Annotated in this window: 15 protein-coding genes; 3 read left to right on the top strand and 12 right to left on the bottom strand. The window is 37.5% G+C overall.

Annotation, left to right across the window (positions count from 1 at the left end; genetic code table 11):
* The first annotated feature begins 32 nt into the window (after nucleotides 1-32).
* Nucleotides 33-413 carry an SA1362 family protein gene (locus AC4GZ8_RS08790; RefSeq protein ID WP_491081476.1) on the top strand — a complete coding sequence of 127 codons (381 nt, stop codon included), beginning with the start codon at nucleotides 33-35 and terminating at the stop codon, nucleotides 411-413.
* Here the strand turns inward: AC4GZ8_RS08790 and AC4GZ8_RS08785 are convergent.
* The 9 genes from AC4GZ8_RS08785 to AC4GZ8_RS08745 all read right to left on the bottom strand — a co-directional run bounded on the left by AC4GZ8_RS08785 (nucleotide 410) and on the right by AC4GZ8_RS08745 (nucleotide 12,178).
* Nucleotides 410-1,297, bottom strand: a complete 888-nt coding sequence (locus AC4GZ8_RS08785; protein ID WP_491081475.1) for a patatin-like phospholipase family protein — start codon at nucleotides 1,295-1,297, stop codon at nucleotides 410-412. The genes AC4GZ8_RS08790 and AC4GZ8_RS08785 overlap by 4 nt on opposite strands.
* A 187-nt stretch (nucleotides 1,298-1,484) precedes the next feature.
* The gene (gene nikC / locus AC4GZ8_RS08780) at nucleotides 1,485-2,372 is read right to left on the bottom strand and encodes a nickel transporter permease (RefSeq protein WP_491081584.1); all 888 of its coding nucleotides are present in this window, start codon (nucleotides 2,370-2,372) and stop codon (nucleotides 1,485-1,487) included.
* A gap of 30 nt (nucleotides 2,373-2,402) precedes the next feature.
* Nucleotides 2,403-3,410: an ABC transporter permease gene (locus AC4GZ8_RS08775; protein WP_491081474.1), complete on the bottom strand. Its 1,008-nt coding sequence runs from the start codon at nucleotides 3,408-3,410 to the stop codon at nucleotides 2,403-2,405.
* 206 nt (nucleotides 3,411-3,616) lie between these two features.
* Entirely contained in the window at nucleotides 3,617-5,230 is a 1,614-nt protein-coding gene (locus AC4GZ8_RS08770; protein WP_491081583.1) for an ABC transporter substrate-binding protein, read from the bottom strand.
* A 45-nt stretch (nucleotides 5,231-5,275) separates the two neighbouring features.
* A complete protein-coding gene (locus tag AC4GZ8_RS08765) occupies nucleotides 5,276-6,244 on the bottom strand; it encodes an ABC transporter ATP-binding protein (RefSeq protein WP_491081473.1) in 969 nt (322 codons plus the stop codon).
* Nucleotides 6,219-7,238: an ABC transporter ATP-binding protein gene (locus tag AC4GZ8_RS08760; protein WP_491081472.1), complete on the bottom strand. Its 1,020-nt coding sequence runs from the start codon at nucleotides 7,236-7,238 to the stop codon at nucleotides 6,219-6,221. Before AC4GZ8_RS08760 ends, AC4GZ8_RS08765 begins: the two co-directional genes overlap by 26 nt.
* A 380-nt stretch (nucleotides 7,239-7,618) precedes the next feature.
* Complete coding sequence (mntR, locus tag AC4GZ8_RS08755; RefSeq protein ID WP_491081471.1) at nucleotides 7,619-8,041, bottom strand: transcriptional regulator MntR; 423 nt, start codon at nucleotides 8,039-8,041, stop codon at nucleotides 7,619-7,621.
* 186 nt (nucleotides 8,042-8,227) lie between these two features.
* Nucleotides 8,228-10,786, bottom strand: a complete 2,559-nt coding sequence (locus AC4GZ8_RS08750) for a vitamin B12-dependent ribonucleotide reductase (protein WP_491081470.1) — start codon at nucleotides 10,784-10,786, stop codon at nucleotides 8,228-8,230.
* A 555-nt stretch (nucleotides 10,787-11,341) separates the two neighbouring features.
* On the bottom strand, nucleotides 11,342-12,178 hold the full coding sequence (locus AC4GZ8_RS08745; RefSeq protein WP_491081469.1) for a lipoate--protein ligase family protein: 837 nt from the start codon (nucleotides 12,176-12,178) through the stop codon (nucleotides 11,342-11,344).
* Between the two features lie 182 nt (nucleotides 12,179-12,360).
* On the opposite strand from AC4GZ8_RS08745, the gene AC4GZ8_RS08740 reads away from it, so the two are divergent.
* Nucleotides 12,361-12,744, top strand: coding sequence for a rhodanese-like domain-containing protein (locus AC4GZ8_RS08740; RefSeq protein ID WP_491081468.1), 384 nt, complete (start codon nucleotides 12,361-12,363; stop codon nucleotides 12,742-12,744).
* Between the two features lie 180 nt (nucleotides 12,745-12,924).
* A complete protein-coding gene (locus tag AC4GZ8_RS08735; protein WP_491081467.1) occupies nucleotides 12,925-14,148 on the top strand; it encodes a CNNM domain-containing protein in 1,224 nt (407 codons plus the stop codon).
* A gap of 40 nt (nucleotides 14,149-14,188) precedes the next feature.
* Here the strand turns inward: AC4GZ8_RS08735 and AC4GZ8_RS08730 are convergent, their stop codons facing one another.
* The 3 genes from AC4GZ8_RS08730 to gcvPA form a co-directional block, all read right to left on the bottom strand.
* On the bottom strand, nucleotides 14,189-14,860 hold the full coding sequence (locus tag AC4GZ8_RS08730; RefSeq protein WP_491081466.1) for a MerR family transcriptional regulator: 672 nt from the start codon (nucleotides 14,858-14,860) through the stop codon (nucleotides 14,189-14,191).
* Nucleotides 14,861-15,081: 221 nt separating this feature from the next.
* Nucleotides 15,082-16,539, bottom strand: a complete 1,458-nt coding sequence (gene gcvPB, locus AC4GZ8_RS08725; protein ID WP_491081465.1) for an aminomethyl-transferring glycine dehydrogenase subunit GcvPB — start codon at nucleotides 16,537-16,539, stop codon at nucleotides 15,082-15,084.
* On the bottom strand, nucleotides 16,532-17,878 hold the full coding sequence (gene gcvPA / locus AC4GZ8_RS08720; protein WP_491081464.1) for an aminomethyl-transferring glycine dehydrogenase subunit GcvPA: 1,347 nt from the start codon (nucleotides 17,876-17,878) through the stop codon (nucleotides 16,532-16,534). The genes gcvPB and gcvPA overlap by 8 nt, the downstream gene beginning before the upstream one ends.
* Nucleotides 17,879-17,897: the final 19 nt, after the last annotated feature.

Below are 17,897 nucleotides of genomic sequence, written 5' to 3'. Positions count from 1 at the left end.
TTGATTGGTATCTTTCCTTGGAGGTGGTCAGGATGAATCGTCGTACAAATTGGATCGTCATGGTTATTATTTTATTAGGAGTTATTGGTTTTGTCACAACCCTAGTGTCAGAGCCTTTATGGCTCTTAAAACAAATTGCAATCTACGCAGCAATCGGTGGTTTCATTTATCTTATCTATCGACTAGTTTCTAGAAGAAGAATGGGGAAAGAACATTCTTCCTACTTAAAAGCTGCAAAACTATCCAAAAGACGTTTTGACGACCGGAGTAATAAGGGTTCAAATGTTCGAAACATCACTCAAGCAAAGAAAGTGAAAAAATCCTCTGCAATTAAAAAGAAAAAGCAACAGCCTTCTCATTTAACAGTTATTGAAGGCAAAAAAGGAAAAAAGAAAAATCGAGCCTTTTTCTAATAAGACCATTTTTTTAGAAATTCGTTCGTTCGATTTCGACCTAGCTCTATTAGAGCTAGTTTTTTTTGTTCATCTATTTCAAATTCTGTTGAGACAATGTTTTCAACAGGTATAAAAACAATATTTTTTTCATGTCTTTTTGATATATGTCTACTATCATGTGCATCTTTCATGGTTTCAAATAGTGCGCTAAACATATCTATTGCATTATGAATTTTTTTGGGCGGTCGCTCCTGTTCATTTAAACTTAGCTTAATCCCCAGTACAGGTCTTTTCTTTGATTGTTGACTTTTTTGCTGAAAAATCCAAATCGGAAAGTTACTAAGTACACCTCCATCAACAAAAATATTAACACCTTTTGCTGTTGTGAGTTTAACAGGTTCGAAAAAGTAAGGAAGACTGCAGCTCATCCTCACTGCTTTTGCAACAGAAAAAGATAATGGTTCTATTCCGTATTGATGAAGATCATCAGGTAACACAATTAAACGTCCATTTGTTAAATCAGACGCAATGACTCTTAAACTTCCTTTTGGTAAGTCCGCAAATGTGGATATCCCTTTGTTTCTTAGTTTTTGACAGATCCACTCTTCTAGTTTGACCCCACGATACAAGCCTAAATTCCAATAAAGAGAAAGCCACTTTGTAAATGGCGATGGAAGGAATGACTTACGTGCATCTAACAACAATTTCAAGTCTAATTCATCCATCATCTGTAAGATTTCATCGCTTCTATAACCTGCCATCACAAACGCACAAATTATGGAGCCAGCACTTGTACCTGCAAGGCGTTTAAATTCAAATCCGCTTTTTTCAATCGCTTCATATGCTCCAATCAGAGCAAATCCCTTTATTCCACCGCCTGAAAATACGCCATCTATTTGCATTTCTCCTCACCTTCCTCATTTATAGTGTAAGAGGAGAGAAAGGAAAATAGACCAATCGAATTGTTATTAGAAAGCCAATTGTTATTCAATATTTCATGGAGAAAAAAAAACTCCCACAACTAGGAGTTTTTTGAAATTTATTAAAACTTTTATTTTTATATCTTTAAGAAAATCCACTCAATCATTGTTACTCTTTCATTTTTGGATCAAGAACATCTCGTAATCCATCTCCCATTAAATTAAAACCTAGAACCGTAAGCATAATGGCTAGACCTGGAAAGAACAACGTCCAAGGTGCCTGCATAAGGTACTGTTTTGAATCAGATAACATTTTCCCCCATTCAGGATTTGGTGCTTGAGCTCCTAAACCAAGAAAACCTAATGCAGCTGCTTCAATAATAGCTGTTGCAATCGCTAGTGTCCCCTGTACAATGATCGGTGTCATACTATTCGGTAGAATATGCCGAAAAAGAATTCTGTTATCCCGCATCCCAACTGCTTTTGCTGCCATTATGTATTCCTCTTGCTTTACACTCAGAACTTTTGATCTGACGAGACGTCCAAAATTAGGGATATTAATAATGGCGATAGCAATCAGCGCATTTTGCAAGGATGGTCCAAGAATAGCTACAACCGCAATAGCTAGCAATATACTAGGAAATGCTAACATAATATCAAATATCCTTGAGATGATTGTATCAACCCATCTTCCGTAATAACCCGCAATAATACCAAGAAATGTACCAATTATTGCAGAACCTAATACAGAAAAGAAGCCGACCCAAAGAGATATTCTTGCACCGTAAAGGACTCTAGAAAAAATATCTCTTCCAAAATCATCGGTCCCAAACCAATGTTCACTTGATGGAGCTAATAATCGTTTGGACAATTCCTGTTCTTTAAATCCATATGGTGCAATAATTGGTGCAAGTAACGCTAAAATGAGGAAAAAAATGACAAGGCTTAATCCAATCAAGGCTAATTTATTTTTACAGAAGGTTTGCCATGCCTCTTTCCAGGGTGGTGTAACCTGTTCTTCTGCTATCGGATTCAAAATATGTGGTTTATTCTTCATAATCTCCGCCATGGATATCCCCCTCTTTTGTTATTGATGATATTTAATTCGCGGATCGATAAGGGCATATAATAGATCGACAATTAGATTAATGAAAACAAAGATGGCTGCGATAATTAAAATTCCTGATTGAATCACCGGGTAATCACGGTAACTAATGGCATCGTAAAGATAACGACCAATTCCAGGCCACCCAAAGATTGTTTCAGTCAAAATTGCTCCTCCTAAAAGGAGTCCTGTCTGTAAACCAATAACTGTCAAAACGGGTATAATGGCATTTTTTAACGCATGTTTATATACAACCCAAAACATATTTAATCCTTTTGCTTTCGCAGTACGAATATAGTCTGATTTCATTACTTCAAGCATGGTAGAACGTGTCATTCTTGCGATAATAGCCATTGGAATTGTAGCAAGAGCAAGGCTTGGAAGGATGAGGTGCTGAATAACCTGTACAAATTGATCTGCTCTGCCTTGAAGAATTGTATCAACTATATAAATATTCGTTATGGCTGTTATCGGGTTTCTTACATCTTCCCTTCCCGTTGAAGGTAACCACCCTAATTCAATTGAAAACACCCATTGCTCCATTAAACCGAGCCAAAATATAGGCAGTGACACGCCAATTAACGCTAATATCATGGCAAGATAATCAAACCAAGAATTTGAAAACCACGCACTGATAATCCCTGCATTGACTCCAATAAAGATCGCAATGATCATGGCTACAAGTGTAAGTTCAATGGTTGCAGCTAGATATGCCCATATTTCCTCATTTATCGGCCCCCTTGTCCGTAAGGACGTTCCGAGATCTCCCGTAAAAAGAGCTTGTAAATAATCTACATATTGGATATACCAGGGCTTATCTAAACCTAATTCCTTTGTTAATGTTGCAATCGCCTCTTTCGTAGCTTTTTGTCCAAGAATAACCTGTGCTGGATCCCCAGGAATTGCGCGAATTATCGCAAATACAACTAATGTCATTCCAAACAAAACAGGTATGAGCGAAAACACTCGACGAACTGTATAGGACAACATATGCTCACCTCTTTTTTATTAACATGTCGGTTTTGGTTTTATACGCCTCCTTTTTATAGAGGAGAAAAAAATATTGCATCTAGCTTTTAAGGTTAAAGTCACATAGGGATTAAGATTTACTAGGAGAGAGAAAATGTACTTTTTTATACTATTTTTATGGTAATCAACGATCTAAGGGAGACAAAGTCTCCCCATCTCTAACATCATTATTTAAATTCAACCTTTGTTAATGGTTCTGAGCCGGTAGGATGTGGAAAGTAATTAACAATATCACTTGTTCCTGCTAGTAAAGGTGTAGAGTGAACTAGCGGGACCCAAGGTGCATCTTCATGAATAATCTCTTGAGCCTGCTTATATAACTCATTACGTTTATCTTGTTCAGTCTCTTTTTGAGCATTAATTAATACATCATGAAGTTCGTCATTGCTATAGTAGGAATAGTTGTTGCTTCCGATACTATCTTTATCTAAGAGGGTATATAAGAAGTTATCAGGATCACCATTATCACCGGTCCAACCTAACATGTATGCATCAAATTCCCCTTTTGTTGCTTTTTCTAGATATGTTGCCCAATCAACTGACTGAATTTCTGCTTTCACACCAATTTCTGCGAAAGATGCTTGAATAACTTCAGCAACCTTCATTCCTTCTGGCATATAAGGTCTTGCTACAGGCATAGCCCATAGGTCCATTTCAAATCCATCTGGATATCCAGCTTCCGCTAACAACTCTTTCGCCTTTTTTAAATCATATGGATAGTCTTCAATTTCATCATTATACCCTTCAATTGAAGGTGGCATTGGGTTCTTCGCCATCTCCGCCTTGCCACCATAAAATGCATCAATAATTCCTTGCTTATCAATCGCATGATTTAATGCTTGACGAACAAGCTTATTATCAAATGGCGGGCGATTTGTCGTAAAGCCTAAGTATCCAACATTCATAGATGGGCGTTCAATTAATTGTAATTGGTCATTACTAGTGACAGTTGCCTCATCAGAATTATTCACACCATCCATCAAATCAATTTCTCCGTTAGTTAAAGCATTTAGCCTTGCCGTATTTTCAGGAATAACCCGGAATATCACTTGATTCAACTTCGGAAACCCTTCCATCCAATAGTTTTCATTTTTTGTTAGTACAATTCGGTCATTTTGCTTCCATTCTACAAATTTAAACGGACCTGTACCGACTGGATTTTTTCTAAAATTATCACCATGTTCCTCAACAGCTGTCGGACTTGCAATACCAAATGGTGACATGGCTAAATTTTTTAAAAATGGAGCTTGAGGACGATTCAGCGTAAATTCAACCGTATACTCGTCTAGAGCTTTTACCTCATTAATAACATGGCCTTCTTCCCCCTTAAACCCACCAAACATTGTGTAGTAAGGGAAATCATCAGCATTCCCATTCATCCAACGATTAAAGTTAAAAACAACGGCATCTGCGTTAAAATCTGTACCATCATGGAACTTAACACCTTGACGGAGCTTAAATGTGTAAGTTAAGGCATCGTCTGACACTTCCCACGATTCAGCAAGACCAGGATGTAATGTCGTATCTTGCTCACCGTACTCTAGTAATGTTTCAAAAATATTCTCCGTTACTTTAAATGTTTCCCCCTCAGTTGTTGTTATAGGATCTAGTGATGTAGAATCCCCTCCACGCCCAAACACTAGCGTGTCCTTTTTGGTTTCCGAATTGTTTGAAGGTTTTTCTTCTCCACCCGCTTCTTGATTTGTATTACCATTACATCCAACTAACAGCATGCTCAGTGTTAACAATGAAACTAGTAACCACTTTATTTTCCTTTTCATCTCCATTTCATACCCCCATTATTTATTTATCATAAATGCTACTTGTCAGCGATTGTATAAATGACAAGCAACATAATGACCATCAATGTTTTGATCATTAGGTTTAATTGATTTGCAAATGTCCATACAATCTGAACACCTTGTATGAAAAGCACATCCTGAAGGCGGGTTTGAAGGACTTGGCATTTCTCCTGTTAGCGGAATGTTGTGACGAATAACATCAGGATCAGCGATCGGCACTGCAGACAACAGTGCTTTTGTATATGGATGCATAGCCTTTTTATAAAGTTCTTCGCTGTCTGCTAATTCAATCAATCTACCTAAATACATCACTCCTACTCTGTCACTTATGTGGCGAACAACACCAAGGTCATGAGCAATAAAAATATATGTTAGCTGAAATTCCTCCTGAATATCCTTCATAAGGTTTAATACTTGGGCCTGAATCGATACATCTAAAGCTGACACAGGTTCATCCGCAATAATTAATTTTGGCTTTGTCATAAGAGCCCTTGCTATCCCAATTCTTTGACGTTGTCCACCACTAAACTGATGTGGGTACCTTCTGGCATGGTAGCTGCTTAAGCCGACAATTTCTAACATCTCATTTACCCTTTTCTTTCTTTCCTTTTTTGTCCCTATTCGATGGACAATCAAAGGCTCTTCCAAAATTTTTTCAATCGAGTGTCTTGGATTTAAGGATGCATAAGGGTCTTGAAAAACCATTTGGATATCTCTTCGTATTTTCCTTAATTCCGTCTTCGTCATTCTCGTTATCTCTTTATCCTCAAATACGATTTTGCCATCACTGGCCTCTATTAATCTCATTAGGAGACGACCTGTTGTTGATTTTCCACATCCACTTTCTCCAACAATGCCTAAAGTCTCCCCTTTCTTCACATAGAAGGATACATCATCAACTGCCCTAACTTCCCCCGCTTCTCTCCCAAGAATTCCGTTATTTATCGGGAAATATTTTTTTAGTCCCTCAACTTGAAGAAGAAATTCGGTCATCGTTATCCACCTCCCCACTTTTTTTATGTAAGAAACACCTTACATCATGTCCTTCCTTCATCATTTTATATAAGCTTGGGGCTCCTTCCAGACATTCACCATACACATCCTCACACCGTGGAGCAAAATGGCACCCCTGATGCAAACTTCCATGTCTCTGAACATGGCCAGGTATGCTATATAAGCGCTCTTTTTTCCCTCTAATATTTGGAATGGATTTTATTAATCCCTTTGTATAAGGATGTTTTGGTTCTTTTAAAATCGTCTTAACATCACCTTGTTCAACAATTTGTCCTGAATACATAACAAGTACCCTATCGCAAATTTCTGCTACTACACCCAAATCATGTGTGATGAAAATAATAGAGGTATCCATCTTAGTATTTAGTTCTTTCATAAGTGTTAAAATTTGGGCTTGAATCGTAACATCAAGAGCTGTCGTGGGCTCGTCTGCTATTAAGACTCGAGGATTACAGGCCATCGCCATAGCGATCATAACTCTTTGTCGCATTCCTCCAGACAATTGATGCGGATACTCATTTACAATTTCCTCCATTCGAGGAATCCCTACTAATTTCAACAATTCAATCGCTCGCATCCTTGCGCCTTTTTTTGTTAAATCAGTATGTAATCGTAATGCTTCTACTAATTGATTTCCAATTGAAAACAAAGGATTTAATGAGGTCATTGGTTCTTGGAAAATCATTGATATCTGATTACCTCTAATCCTTCTCATATTTTTCTCACTAAGTTTGATCAAATCTTTCCCTTCAAACAAAATTTCACCATTTTCAACCAAACCTGGAGGACTAGGTATTAACCCCATTGTCGCTAAGGATGTTACACTCTTTCCACTCCCAGACTCTCCCACAATTCCTAAAATTTCTCCCCTGTTTAAATCAAAACTTATATCTTTTACTGCTGGCACTACTTTTTTTTCAGATTTAAAAGATACACTTAAATTTCTTATTTGAAGTATTGGTTGTTTACTCAATTTTTCACCACCATTATTTTGTCAAAATGTTAAATTATTAAAATATAATGAAAGTACTGAATATTATTGCATATTACTTTTATACTCATTGTCATAATCGGTCGTTTATACTTAAATTTCGTTCGACAATGATTTCACTTCTTTGTTTAACGCATTAAAGCTGATGCTTATTAAAGGATTAAACTCTACCATTCTAGTTATGAATAAGTGACTTGTATATTTTTATGTATTCTTTTTATTAAAATAATAATTAATATAATATTTCCTTAATTAAGAGTGCCATAAGGCCTAAACAGGATTCGTTTTAAAACTTTATCCTGCAGGCTCTGCTATAAATAAAAAAGCGATGGGTCGTAGTGGCATCTACTTCCCATCGCTTTTTATGAATCTTCATTATTCTTTTGTATTTTACGAAGTGTATTGATTCTTTCTTCTTTTTCCTCAAAGTATTGAACTAAGTCTCCAATTCGATCAATTGCATTCCAACTTAAATGATGTTCAATCCCTTCAACATCATCATAGATCTTGTCTTGATCAACACCGATAATTTGAAGAAACTGCTCTAAAAGTTCATGGCGATAAACTAAACGTTTACCTGTTTTCTTCCCTTTATTTGTTAGAACAAGCCCTCGATACTTTTCATATATGAGGTATTCATCTTTATCTAATTTTTGAACCATCTTTGTAACAGAGGAGGGATGTACGGCCAATGCTTCGGCTATATCAGAAACACGAGCGTACCCTTTATCTTCAATAAGTAAATAAATCTGTTCTATATAATCTTCCATACTTGGTGTTGGCATGTTGTTCCCTCCAATTGCCGATCTATTTAACGAAATCATTACAATTTTACATGAGTTTGTTAACCGTGACAAGGTATTGTAGGGAAGAAAAGGCAATTATAGGTACGTTATGAAGTTTAAGTGTTAGTTCTTTAATATTGTAGGTATACAAAAAGGACCTGACATTGTCAGATCCTCTCATACATATTAGAGTCCGCACTTCAATTGCGCACCACAGCTCGTACATGTATTACAGCCGCCTAAATCTTCAACTGTACCTTCACGACAAACTGGGCATGTATTGCCAACTTCATTGCCTATCGTTACATCTGTTGAGCGAAGATCGTTAATTGTATCGACAAGAACAACTTTCCCTTTTTCCGTTGTTTCAACTTCTTCATTCTCATCAAATGTATTTTCTTCTGCTTTAAGTGTCAATACTTGCGTATCACGGCTGCCGTCTACGTAGACAGTGCCACCTTTTGCTCCGCCTTTGTATAGACGCTCATACACTTTTTCAACCTGATCAACAGAATAGCCCTTAGGAGCATTTACTGTCTTACTAATAGAGCTATCAATCCAACGTTGGATGATACATTGTACATCTGCATGTGCTTCAGGTGCTAATTCCATAGCTGATACAAACCAAGATGGTAAGTTGTTTGCATCTGCTTCCGGATGTTGATCTAAATACTCTTGAACGATATCTGCCTTTACCTCAATAAATTTCCCAAGTCGTCCACTGCGGAAGTAAGAGAATGAGAAGTAAGGTTCCAGTCCTGTTGCAACACCAACCATTGTTCCAGTGGATCCAGTCGGAGCAACGGTTAATAGATGTGAGTTACGAATACCGAATTCTTTTACGCCCTCTAAAATATCTGCAGGCATTTTTTGCATAAACCCTGTTTGTGTGAAGGCCTCACGAAGACGATTTGTTTCTGCCTCTTCTTCACCAACTAAGAATGGGAAGCTTCCCTTTTCCTTCGCTAATTCAATTGAAGCACGGTATGCTGTTGTTGCAATTGTTTCAAACACTTTATCAACTAGTACATTTCCTTCTTCAGAACCATATTCTGTTTCACAGTAAATAAGAAGATCATGTAAGCCCATTACACCTAGTCCAACACGGCGCTCACCAAGCGCTTGGTGTTTGTTTTCAGGCAAGAAGTATGGTGTTGCATCAATGACGTTATCCTGCATTCTTACACCAACTTCAACCGTTTTACGAAGCTTATCAAAATCAACCGTTTTTGTTTCTTTATTCGCCATTTCCGCAAGGTTCACCGCTGCTAAATTACAGACAGAATATGGTGCGAGCGGTTGTTCACCACAAGGATTTGTCGCAACTACTTGCTGGCCGTATGCTTTCGCATTTGTCATGTCGTTTGCATTATCAATAAAGAAAATTCCTGGCTCTGCTGAATATGTCGCACAGATATTGATTAAGTTCCAAAGCTCTTTTGCTTTGATTTTACGGTATGTTCGTACTTTATAACCTTGTTTCTCCCACTCTCGAACATCTCCAACTTTGTGCCAGTTTTCATTATAATCGTTCATTTCTTGCTGGTTATAGCTTTCAACATCCGGGAATCGCAGCTCATATTCAGCATCGTTTTCTACTGCATCCATAAAATCTTTTGTTAAGGTAACAGATATATTCGCTCCTGTTAAAAACTCAGAATTATGAACACTATAAGTACCGCCTGTACGCAACTTCAACTCAGCGTCTTTAATAATCTTCTCGCTAAATCCGCCAGTCCCGGGAATTTGTTTGTAATTAACAATTCCTTGATACATATCAATTTCTTGCTGGGTGAGCGGTGTGAATTTTAATTTATCTTGAGCGTATTTTTTAATTGCTTCATCATTTGTATTTTCAATTAGGAAGCGTAGAATTCTAGGGTTTTGCATTTTTGAGATAATGAACTCAATGATATCTGGATGCCAGTCAGCCAACATGATCATTTGCGCTCCCCTGCGGCTTCCTCCTTGCTCAACCAAATGAGTCAATTTCGCGATATCATCCAACCATGATACAGATCCAGATGATTTACCGTTTACACCTTTTGCCAATGTGTTGCGCGGTCTTAGTGTCGAACCGTTTGTTCCTACTCCACCACCGCGGCTCATGATCTCCATTACTTGCTTACGATGTTCAGAGATCCCCTCACGCGAATCCTTCACAAAAGGCATAACATAGCAGTTAAAATATGTTACTTCTGTTCCAGCACCTGCACCATATAAAACACGTCCTGCTGGAATAAAGTTTAAATTAACAAGCTCCTGATAAAACTTCTCGAACCATTCTTGGCGTTTTTCTTCTGTTTTTTCTACCGATGCTAGTCCTGTTGCGTTACGTTTCGCTATTTGTTCGTAAAAGATTTCAAGTGGTTTTTCAATGACATCTAACGAGCGTTTTACGATCCCTGTCTCCACTTCCTCAGGTTTGTCTAATGAGTGTCTGTATTCTTCATCAACTAGTACGCTTGCCGTCTTTGCTTCCCAATCAATACTTTTAATAAACCCAAGCCCTCTTGCCGGGAATTTAGGGTCCTCTTTGATCGTTAAAACAACAAAGTCTCCTTCGGATAACGTAATTTTTTCCGTATCTTTAAATGTGTAACGATCAAGCATAACAAGTCTCGAAACACCCTTATGTGTTAATTTCATATCATCAGTAATAGGATGAACCTGTGGAAAGGCAGCGATATCTTTGTTAAGCTTCTCCACATCTACGCTCATCTTTTGCTCAGTAACAACTGTCATTGTAACAACTCCTCTATCTATCTTTCTTGTAAATCTCCTGATTAAATTTATCATATACAACCCTACAATTCAACATATAGTGTTTACTTTTTGATAAATAATACTATATATAGTTTTAAGGTCAACTATTTCTCCTTTTGTCAAATGGATAACTTATTAAAAAAGGAAGCTTTTAAGAGATTTGAGATGGTTTCGACTTGTAAAAGGGGATTTTTGAAGAATTTTGTCACTTGCATCTATTTGTATATCATAAAAACCTTTGAAATCAACGTTTTCCATATAACAGAATAAAAATTTTCTTTCGTCAAATTTCTACAAGTCCAACCTCTGTCACATGGAAATAGACGTAATCCCAAGATCACGTCCCAGTGTGTAGACAAAGTAAAATTGCTAGCCCTTCAGACTGATTGCTAGCGCTTGGCTTTCGAGGCACGAAGCCTTGGGAGGAGCGGAGTTACCAGGGGTGGTAATGAGCACCGCAGCAAGGTAAGTAGCGAAGAAAGCGAGCGTTTGTCAACAGTCTGAGACGTAATCCTAAGATCACATCCTCCATCATTATCTTTTAAAATTCCATTCATCACTTTCATATTTCTCTTTTGCGAGTTGATTTACATATTCCAATTCTTCACTAGTTAACTCGTAAGGCTCAAGATCTATTTGCAGACCCTTTTCAAAGCCTTCTTTAAAAGCTTTTTTTGCCTCTTCAATTGTTACTGGCTCTTTTCGAAGGCTATTTGTTGCAACAGCCTTGTTTTTAAACGCTCTTTGCATTCTTTCTTTCACTCGGTCATTTGGATACTTAAATAAATCAAAAAGCATATCTTCATCCAGATCTAGTAAGATCGAACCGTGTTGTAATATAACTCCTTTTTGGCGAGTTTGTGCACTTCCTGCTACTTTACGTCCTTCTACAACAAGCTCGTACCAAGATGGAGCATCAAAGCATACAGCTGATCGCGGTGATTTAAGACCTGCTTTTTCCTCATCTGTACGCGGAATCGCGAAATATGCATCAAGTCCAAGATTCTTAAAGCCTTCTAAGATCCCTTCAGAAATAACACGGTATGCCTCTGTTACTGTTTTGGGCATCTCTGGATGTTCTTCAGATACAATCACACTATATGTAAGCTCTTGATCGTGAAGAACACCCCTACCACCTGTTGGTCTCCTAACGAATCCTAAACCGTATTTTTTAACTGCAACTAAGTCAATTTCTTTTTCAGCCTTTTGAAAGTAGCCTATTGAAAGTGTTGCCGGATTCCATCCATAAAATCTAATCGTAGGAGGAATCTTTCCTTCACTATGCCATTCTAAAAGCGCCTCGTCCAAAGCCATATTAAAGGCTGGTGAACAGTTACCAGAATCGATATATCTCCAAACTTCTTTCGCCATGTTGCAACCCTCTTTGTCTAATTTTTTACATTCTAAGTCTAGCAGAAGTTTATACGGAAGAAAATAATAATGCATAGAACCTGATGACAATTTGAAAAAGCTCTTATATAATAATAGAAGTCTGTATATGAGTTCTTATGAACTTACAATGATATAACCAATAAATAAAGGGGTCGAGAATATTGACAACATCAACCATTCTACTCATCATCTTGGCAGCTGCCCTTATTGCCTACACTGCATTTAGTTTTTTCTATCAACGTAAAATAATGAAGCAACTTACAGAGGAAGAATTTCGTTCAGGTTATCGTAAAGCCCAATTAATTGATGTTCGTGAGCCGAATGAGTTCGAAGGCGGCCATATTCTAGGAGCTAGAAATATTCCGCTTTCTCAGCTACGCCAACGTTATAAAGAAATTCGACCTGATCAACCAGTTTACTTCTACTGCCAAAATACTGTACGTAGCGGTCGTGCTGCACAAATGTTAAAGCGTAAAGGGTATAGTAATTTATACTGTTTAAAGGGCGGGTTTAAAGGCTGGACCGGTAAAATAAAGAAAAAATAATGGAAGAAATCCTACGAGAAGCAACTAACATCAAACCATCCATTATCTGGATGAGTAAAGTCAGTTGCTTCTTTCATTTTTTTCATTAGGTGACACATTTATCGACTTCCAGGGGAAAAATAGGTAAGATAAGATCAAGAAACGAAATAAAAATGTATCATATGTTGGAGGAATCAAATCTTGATTATTGCCATAGTGTTTTTTCTTTTTATGTCTTTTTTCTTATCAGGTAGTGAAACAGCGTTAACAGCCGTGAACAAAATGAAATTAAAAACAAGGGCTGATAACAATGATAAGAAATCACAAAAATTACTCGATCTTGTTTCAAAGCCCGACGAACTGATTACGGGAATCTTAATCGGAAACAACATCGCGAACATTATGCTGCCAACCCTTGTTACGATCATTGCTATTGAGTATGGTATTAGTGTTGGGGTTGCTACTGGGGTATTAACTGTCGTTTTAATCATATTTGCTGAAGTTTTACCAAAATCTATTGCTGCCACATTCGCAGATAAAATAGCCTATACGGTTTTCCCTGTTATTCGTATCATTATCTTCGTCTTTAAACCATTGATCTTTCTTTTATCAAGGTTTACGAGAATTGTCATTAATAGCCTCTCAAAGGATGAGGAAAAAACAGCTTCAATTTCAAGAGAAGAACTCATTACAATGGTTAACATTGCCACCTCCGAAGGAATCCTTCAAACGGATGAAAGGAAACGGATAAAGGGAGCGATTGATTTTTATGATTTAGATGTCCGCGATGCACTGAAAGTACCCAGAACGGAAATCCAAGGGATTGCATCAGGCTCTACTTTTGAAGTAACCCGTGAAATCGTTCTAGAGGGCAGTCACACACGTTATCCTGTCTACAAGGAAAGTATGGATGAAATCATCGGTGTTCTTCACTCAAAATCATTATTATCTTGGTCTTTAGAACCTCACAAAAAGCTGGAAGATTTTATAGATGATGATCCTCTCTTTGTTTTCGAATTTCATTCAATCGAAACCGTTTTTAAGCTAATGCTAAAGAAACAAAGACATTTAGCGATTGTTCTCGATGAATATGGTGGTACAAAAGGAATTATAAGCCATGAAGACATTATCGAAGCTATGATCGGCCAAGAAATTAAAGATGAAACAGATCTGGATGAAGAGATTTTAATTGAAGAAATAACCGAAGATTCTATTATTTGTAATGGCAAATTAGCCTTGCGACGATTAAATGAAGTCTTTAAAACGAAAATACCTGAACAAGAAGATATTTTGACAGGATTTCTTCTTAAAGAATTAGGACGTTTCCCAGAGGCCGGAGAAACCTATGAATATCAGCACCTTCATTTTCACATTTTATGTGTCGAAGATAACAAGCTAAAGCGAATAAAAATCGAGAAAAAATAGAACATACATAGGAAAAGGCCGCTCATTTGAGCGGCCTTTTTTACCTAGCAAAACTCAAGATCTGTTTTAAAATCCCTAGTCCTGATTTTTCCTGTTTCATTCTCTCTTGTTTATTTTGATGCTCCCTAACAAAAGCTAAGAAGCGCTCTTCACGCTCATCTGTTTTACGTTGTGCTAATTCTCTTTCATGTAGAACTTCTTCTTTAAAAGACTCTCTTTCTGCCTCTGCTGTGACCTCTAAGCTTGTGATCATATCTTGGAGATCTGAAAACTCATAACGAGCTATCTCAGTTTGAAGTTTAGCAGTTTCACTGATTTTTTCTGAGACAGTTGAAACCACTGTTTTTTCAAGTCGGTCAAGTCGCTCATCCATCTGTGACATTGACTTAATTTGATTCGACTCAATTAATGAAGTGATTTTTGATAGAGTTTCTTTTAACTCTGTTACATCTTGGCTATTCAGGCCTGTACGGGCTGTTGCAGACTGTTGTTGAAGAAGTTGTCTGATGGTCTCATTATCTAAGTTTCTTTCTTTATAGGCTTTAATTTTTTGAAAAAACTCAATATTTTCTCCAGTAAATAATCGTACATTTTTTTCATCTCTTTTTATGGTAATAAGATCACAAAAATCTTCCTCCCACTGCTTTAACACAAAAGCTTTTTCACCGATTAATGAAGCTGCTTTTGAAATCGTCACGTATTTTGCTGCCAATCTAAACACCAACCTTTGTCTAATTTTCTTAATACTATTAGTTCTATCAACTAAGTATCTAATTCCTTCCTCTCGACAAAGGTTCTAAAAACTAGTCATAATCTTGGAGAATCATTATATTTTCGGCATGAATCGTAGGAAAACATATGATCCAACATCATATTTTCTGATAGTATTAAAAAATGACCTACATCATTAAAAGTAGGTCATTTTTTAATACATTAGCGTTGATATTTTAAAATTGGCTTTCTAGCTGCAGTTGTCTCGTCTAGTCGTTTTACGACAGTTGTATGCGGTGCTTCCTGAACAATTTCAGGAGTTTCTTCCGCTTCTTTTGCGATTTGGATCATAGCATCAATAAAGGAGTCAAGCGTTTCCTTTGATTCTGTTTCTGTAGGTTCGATCATAATACATTCCTCAACATTTAACGGAAAATAAATCGTTGGCGGATGATAACCAAAGTCTAATAAACGCTTAGCAATATCAAGCGTACGAACACCTAACTTCTTTTGGCGTTTTCCCGATAAAACAAATTCATGCTTACAATGCTGATCAAACGGAAGGTCATAGTATGGCGCTAAGCGGCGCATCATATAGTTTGCATTTAATACCGCGTATTCTGTTACAGCCTTTAAACCATCAGGTCCCATTGTGCGAATATACGTATAAGCGCGAACATTGATTCCAAAGTTACCGTAGAATGGTTTCACACGACCAATAGATTGTGGTCGATTATAATCAAAATGATAGCCTTTTTCAGTTTTAACCAAAACTGGTTTTGGTAAATACGGAATGAAATCAGCTTTGACACCAACAGGGCCTGAACCAGGACCACCGCCACCGTGAGGACCAGTAAATGTTTTATGAAGATTCAGATGAACAACATCAAATCCCATATCCCCTGGTCTTGCTTTACTTAAAACAGCATTCAGGTTTGCACCATCATAATAAAGCTTCCCACCTGCATCATGAACAATTTGAGCCATCTCTAAAATGTGTGCTTCAAAAAGTCCAAGCGTATTTGGATTTGTTAACATTAAAGCAGCTGTTTGATCATCAACTACACGGCGCAAGTCCTCTAAATCAACTAAACCATTTTTATCAGATTTAACTGTGATTGTTTCAAAACCAGCTACTGTTGCAGATGCTGGATTTGTTCCGTGCGCTGAATCAGGCACGATAACCTTCGTTCTTTTTAAATCATTATTGGCTTCATGATAGGCACGAATCATCATAAGACCAGTCCACTCACCGTGTGCACCTGCTGCAGGTTGGAGAGTAACTTCATCCATTCCAGTAATTTCTTTTAAATGCTCCTGCAGGTCAAATAAAAGCTCCATTGCACCTTGAACAGTCGATTCATCTTGTAATGGATGAATATGCGCAAGACCAGGAATACGTGCTACATTCTCATTGATTTTAGGGTTATACTTCATCGTACAAGAACCTAAAGGATAGAATCCAGAATCAACACCATGGTTACGTTTTGATAAAGCCGTGTAGTGCCTCATGATATCAAGCTCTGAAACCTCTGGGAGCTCAGCTTGTTCCGTACGAATATAGTCAGAGGGGATAAGTTTATCTAATGACAATTCTTCAACTTCAAGCTCTGGTAAACTATATCCAATACGGCCTTCTCTGCTTAGTTCAAAAATTAATGCTTGATCTTGATTACTCATTGCCATCCCCCAATTCCTTTACAAATGTGTTAATTTCTTCTTTTGTACGAAGCTCAGTGACTGCAATTAACATATGATTTTCTAACTCAGGATCAACTTTACCTAAATCAAATCCACCGATGATTCCTTTTTCTAAAAGCTGTTTATTTACTTCAGAAACAGGCTTCGATAACTTCACAACAAATTCGTTAAAGATTGGCTGATCAAACGGAACCTCTAAACCAGCTTCTAAACATGCTCTTTTCGCATAATTCGCTTTTTGAATATTTTGGATTGCCATTTCTTTTACACCTTGCTTACCTAAAGCCGTCATAGCTACAGAAGCAGCAAGAGCATTCAATGCTTGGTTTGAGCAAATATTAGAAGTAGCTTTGTCTCGTCGTATATGCTGTTCACGTGCTTGAAGAGTTAGAACAAACCCTCTTTTTCTGTTTTCATCTGTTGTTTGACCAACAAGACGACCTGGTACTTTTCGAAGCAATTTATTTGTTACAGCAAAATAACCGCAATGTGGTCCACCGAATGCTGTTGGAATTCCAAATGGTTGTGCATCTCCGGCAACAATATCAGCACCAAATGCTCCAGGGGGTGTTAATGCACCTAAAGCAAGAGGATTTGATGAAACAATAAACATACTTTTGCCAGTATGGGCAATTGGCTCAATCTCTTTTAACGGCTCAATCGAACCAAAAAAGTTTGGATATTGAACTAAAACCGCTGCTACATCATCATCCATTTCCTGCTTTAATGCATCTAAATCTGTTACACCGTTTCGGACAGGTATTTCCACGACTTCGATATATTGTCCCGATGCATATGTCTTAACGACATCACGTGTTTCCGGGTTTACAGCTTTTGAAACGAGGATTCTTTTCTTTTTCGTTTGCCCGGCTGCTAACATTGCTGCTTCCGCTAAAGCAGTTCCACCATCATACATCGATGAGTTCGCTACATCCATACCAGTTAGCTCACAAATCATTGTTTGGAATTCAAAGATCGCTTGCAGTTCACCTTGTGAAATCTCGGGTTGGTACGGAGTATACGCTGTGTAGAATTCAGATCGGGATATCACGTGATCAACGATAATTGGTATATAATGATCATAAACACCAGCACCTAGGAAAGATGCATGACTTCGTAAATCCTTATTTTTTGCTGCAAGTTGTGACAATTCCTTTAGGAGCTCGGTTTCGGATTTTGCTTTTTTAATCTTGTATTCTCCCTTAAAGCGAACACTCTCGGGTATATCCTGAAACAACTCATCTACTGATTGAGCACCAATTGCTTGAAGCATTTCCTGCTTATCTTGATCTGTCATTGGTAAGTAACGATGATTCATAGCATAAAAACTCCTCTCA

Source organism: Metabacillus sp. RB-C-LZQ-3-1, from assembly GCF_058315175.1.
This window is presented reverse-complemented; position numbering and strand designations above follow the sequence as displayed.

What these genes read in the sequence shown, in the direction of transcription:
- AC4GZ8_RS08790 (WP_491081476.1), top strand. Translation starts at nt 33, where the DNA reads ATGAATCGTCGTACAAATTGGATCGTCATGGTTATTATTTTATTAGGA.
- AC4GZ8_RS08785 (WP_491081475.1), bottom strand. Translation starts at nt 1,297, where the DNA reads ATGCAAATAGATGGCGTATTTTCAGGCGGTGGAATAAAGGGATTTGCT.
- nikC (WP_491081584.1), bottom strand. Translation starts at nt 2,372, where the DNA reads ATGAAGAATAAACCACATATTTTGAATCCGATAGCAGAAGAACAGGTT.
- AC4GZ8_RS08775 (WP_491081474.1), bottom strand. Translation starts at nt 3,410, where the DNA reads ATGTTGTCCTATACAGTTCGTCGAGTGTTTTCGCTCATACCTGTTTTG.
- AC4GZ8_RS08770 (WP_491081583.1), bottom strand. Translation starts at nt 5,230, where the DNA reads ATGAAAAGGAAAATAAAGTGGTTACTAGTTTCATTGTTAACACTGAGC.
- AC4GZ8_RS08765 (WP_491081473.1), bottom strand. Translation starts at nt 6,244, where the DNA reads ATGACCGAATTTCTTCTTCAAGTTGAGGGACTAAAAAAATATTTCCCG.
- mntR (WP_491081471.1), bottom strand. Translation starts at nt 8,041, where the DNA reads ATGCCAACACCAAGTATGGAAGATTATATAGAACAGATTTATTTACTT.
- AC4GZ8_RS08750 (WP_491081470.1), bottom strand. Translation starts at nt 10,786, where the DNA reads ATGACAGTTGTTACTGAGCAAAAGATGAGCGTAGATGTGGAGAAGCTT.
- AC4GZ8_RS08745 (WP_491081469.1), bottom strand. Translation starts at nt 12,178, where the DNA reads ATGGCGAAAGAAGTTTGGAGATATATCGATTCTGGTAACTGTTCACCA.
- gcvPB (WP_491081465.1), bottom strand. Translation starts at nt 16,539, where the DNA reads ATGAGTAATCAAGATCAAGCATTAATTTTTGAACTAAGCAGAGAAGGC.
- gcvPA (WP_491081464.1), bottom strand. Translation starts at nt 17,878, where the DNA reads ATGAATCATCGTTACTTACCAATGACAGATCAAGATAAGCAGGAAATG.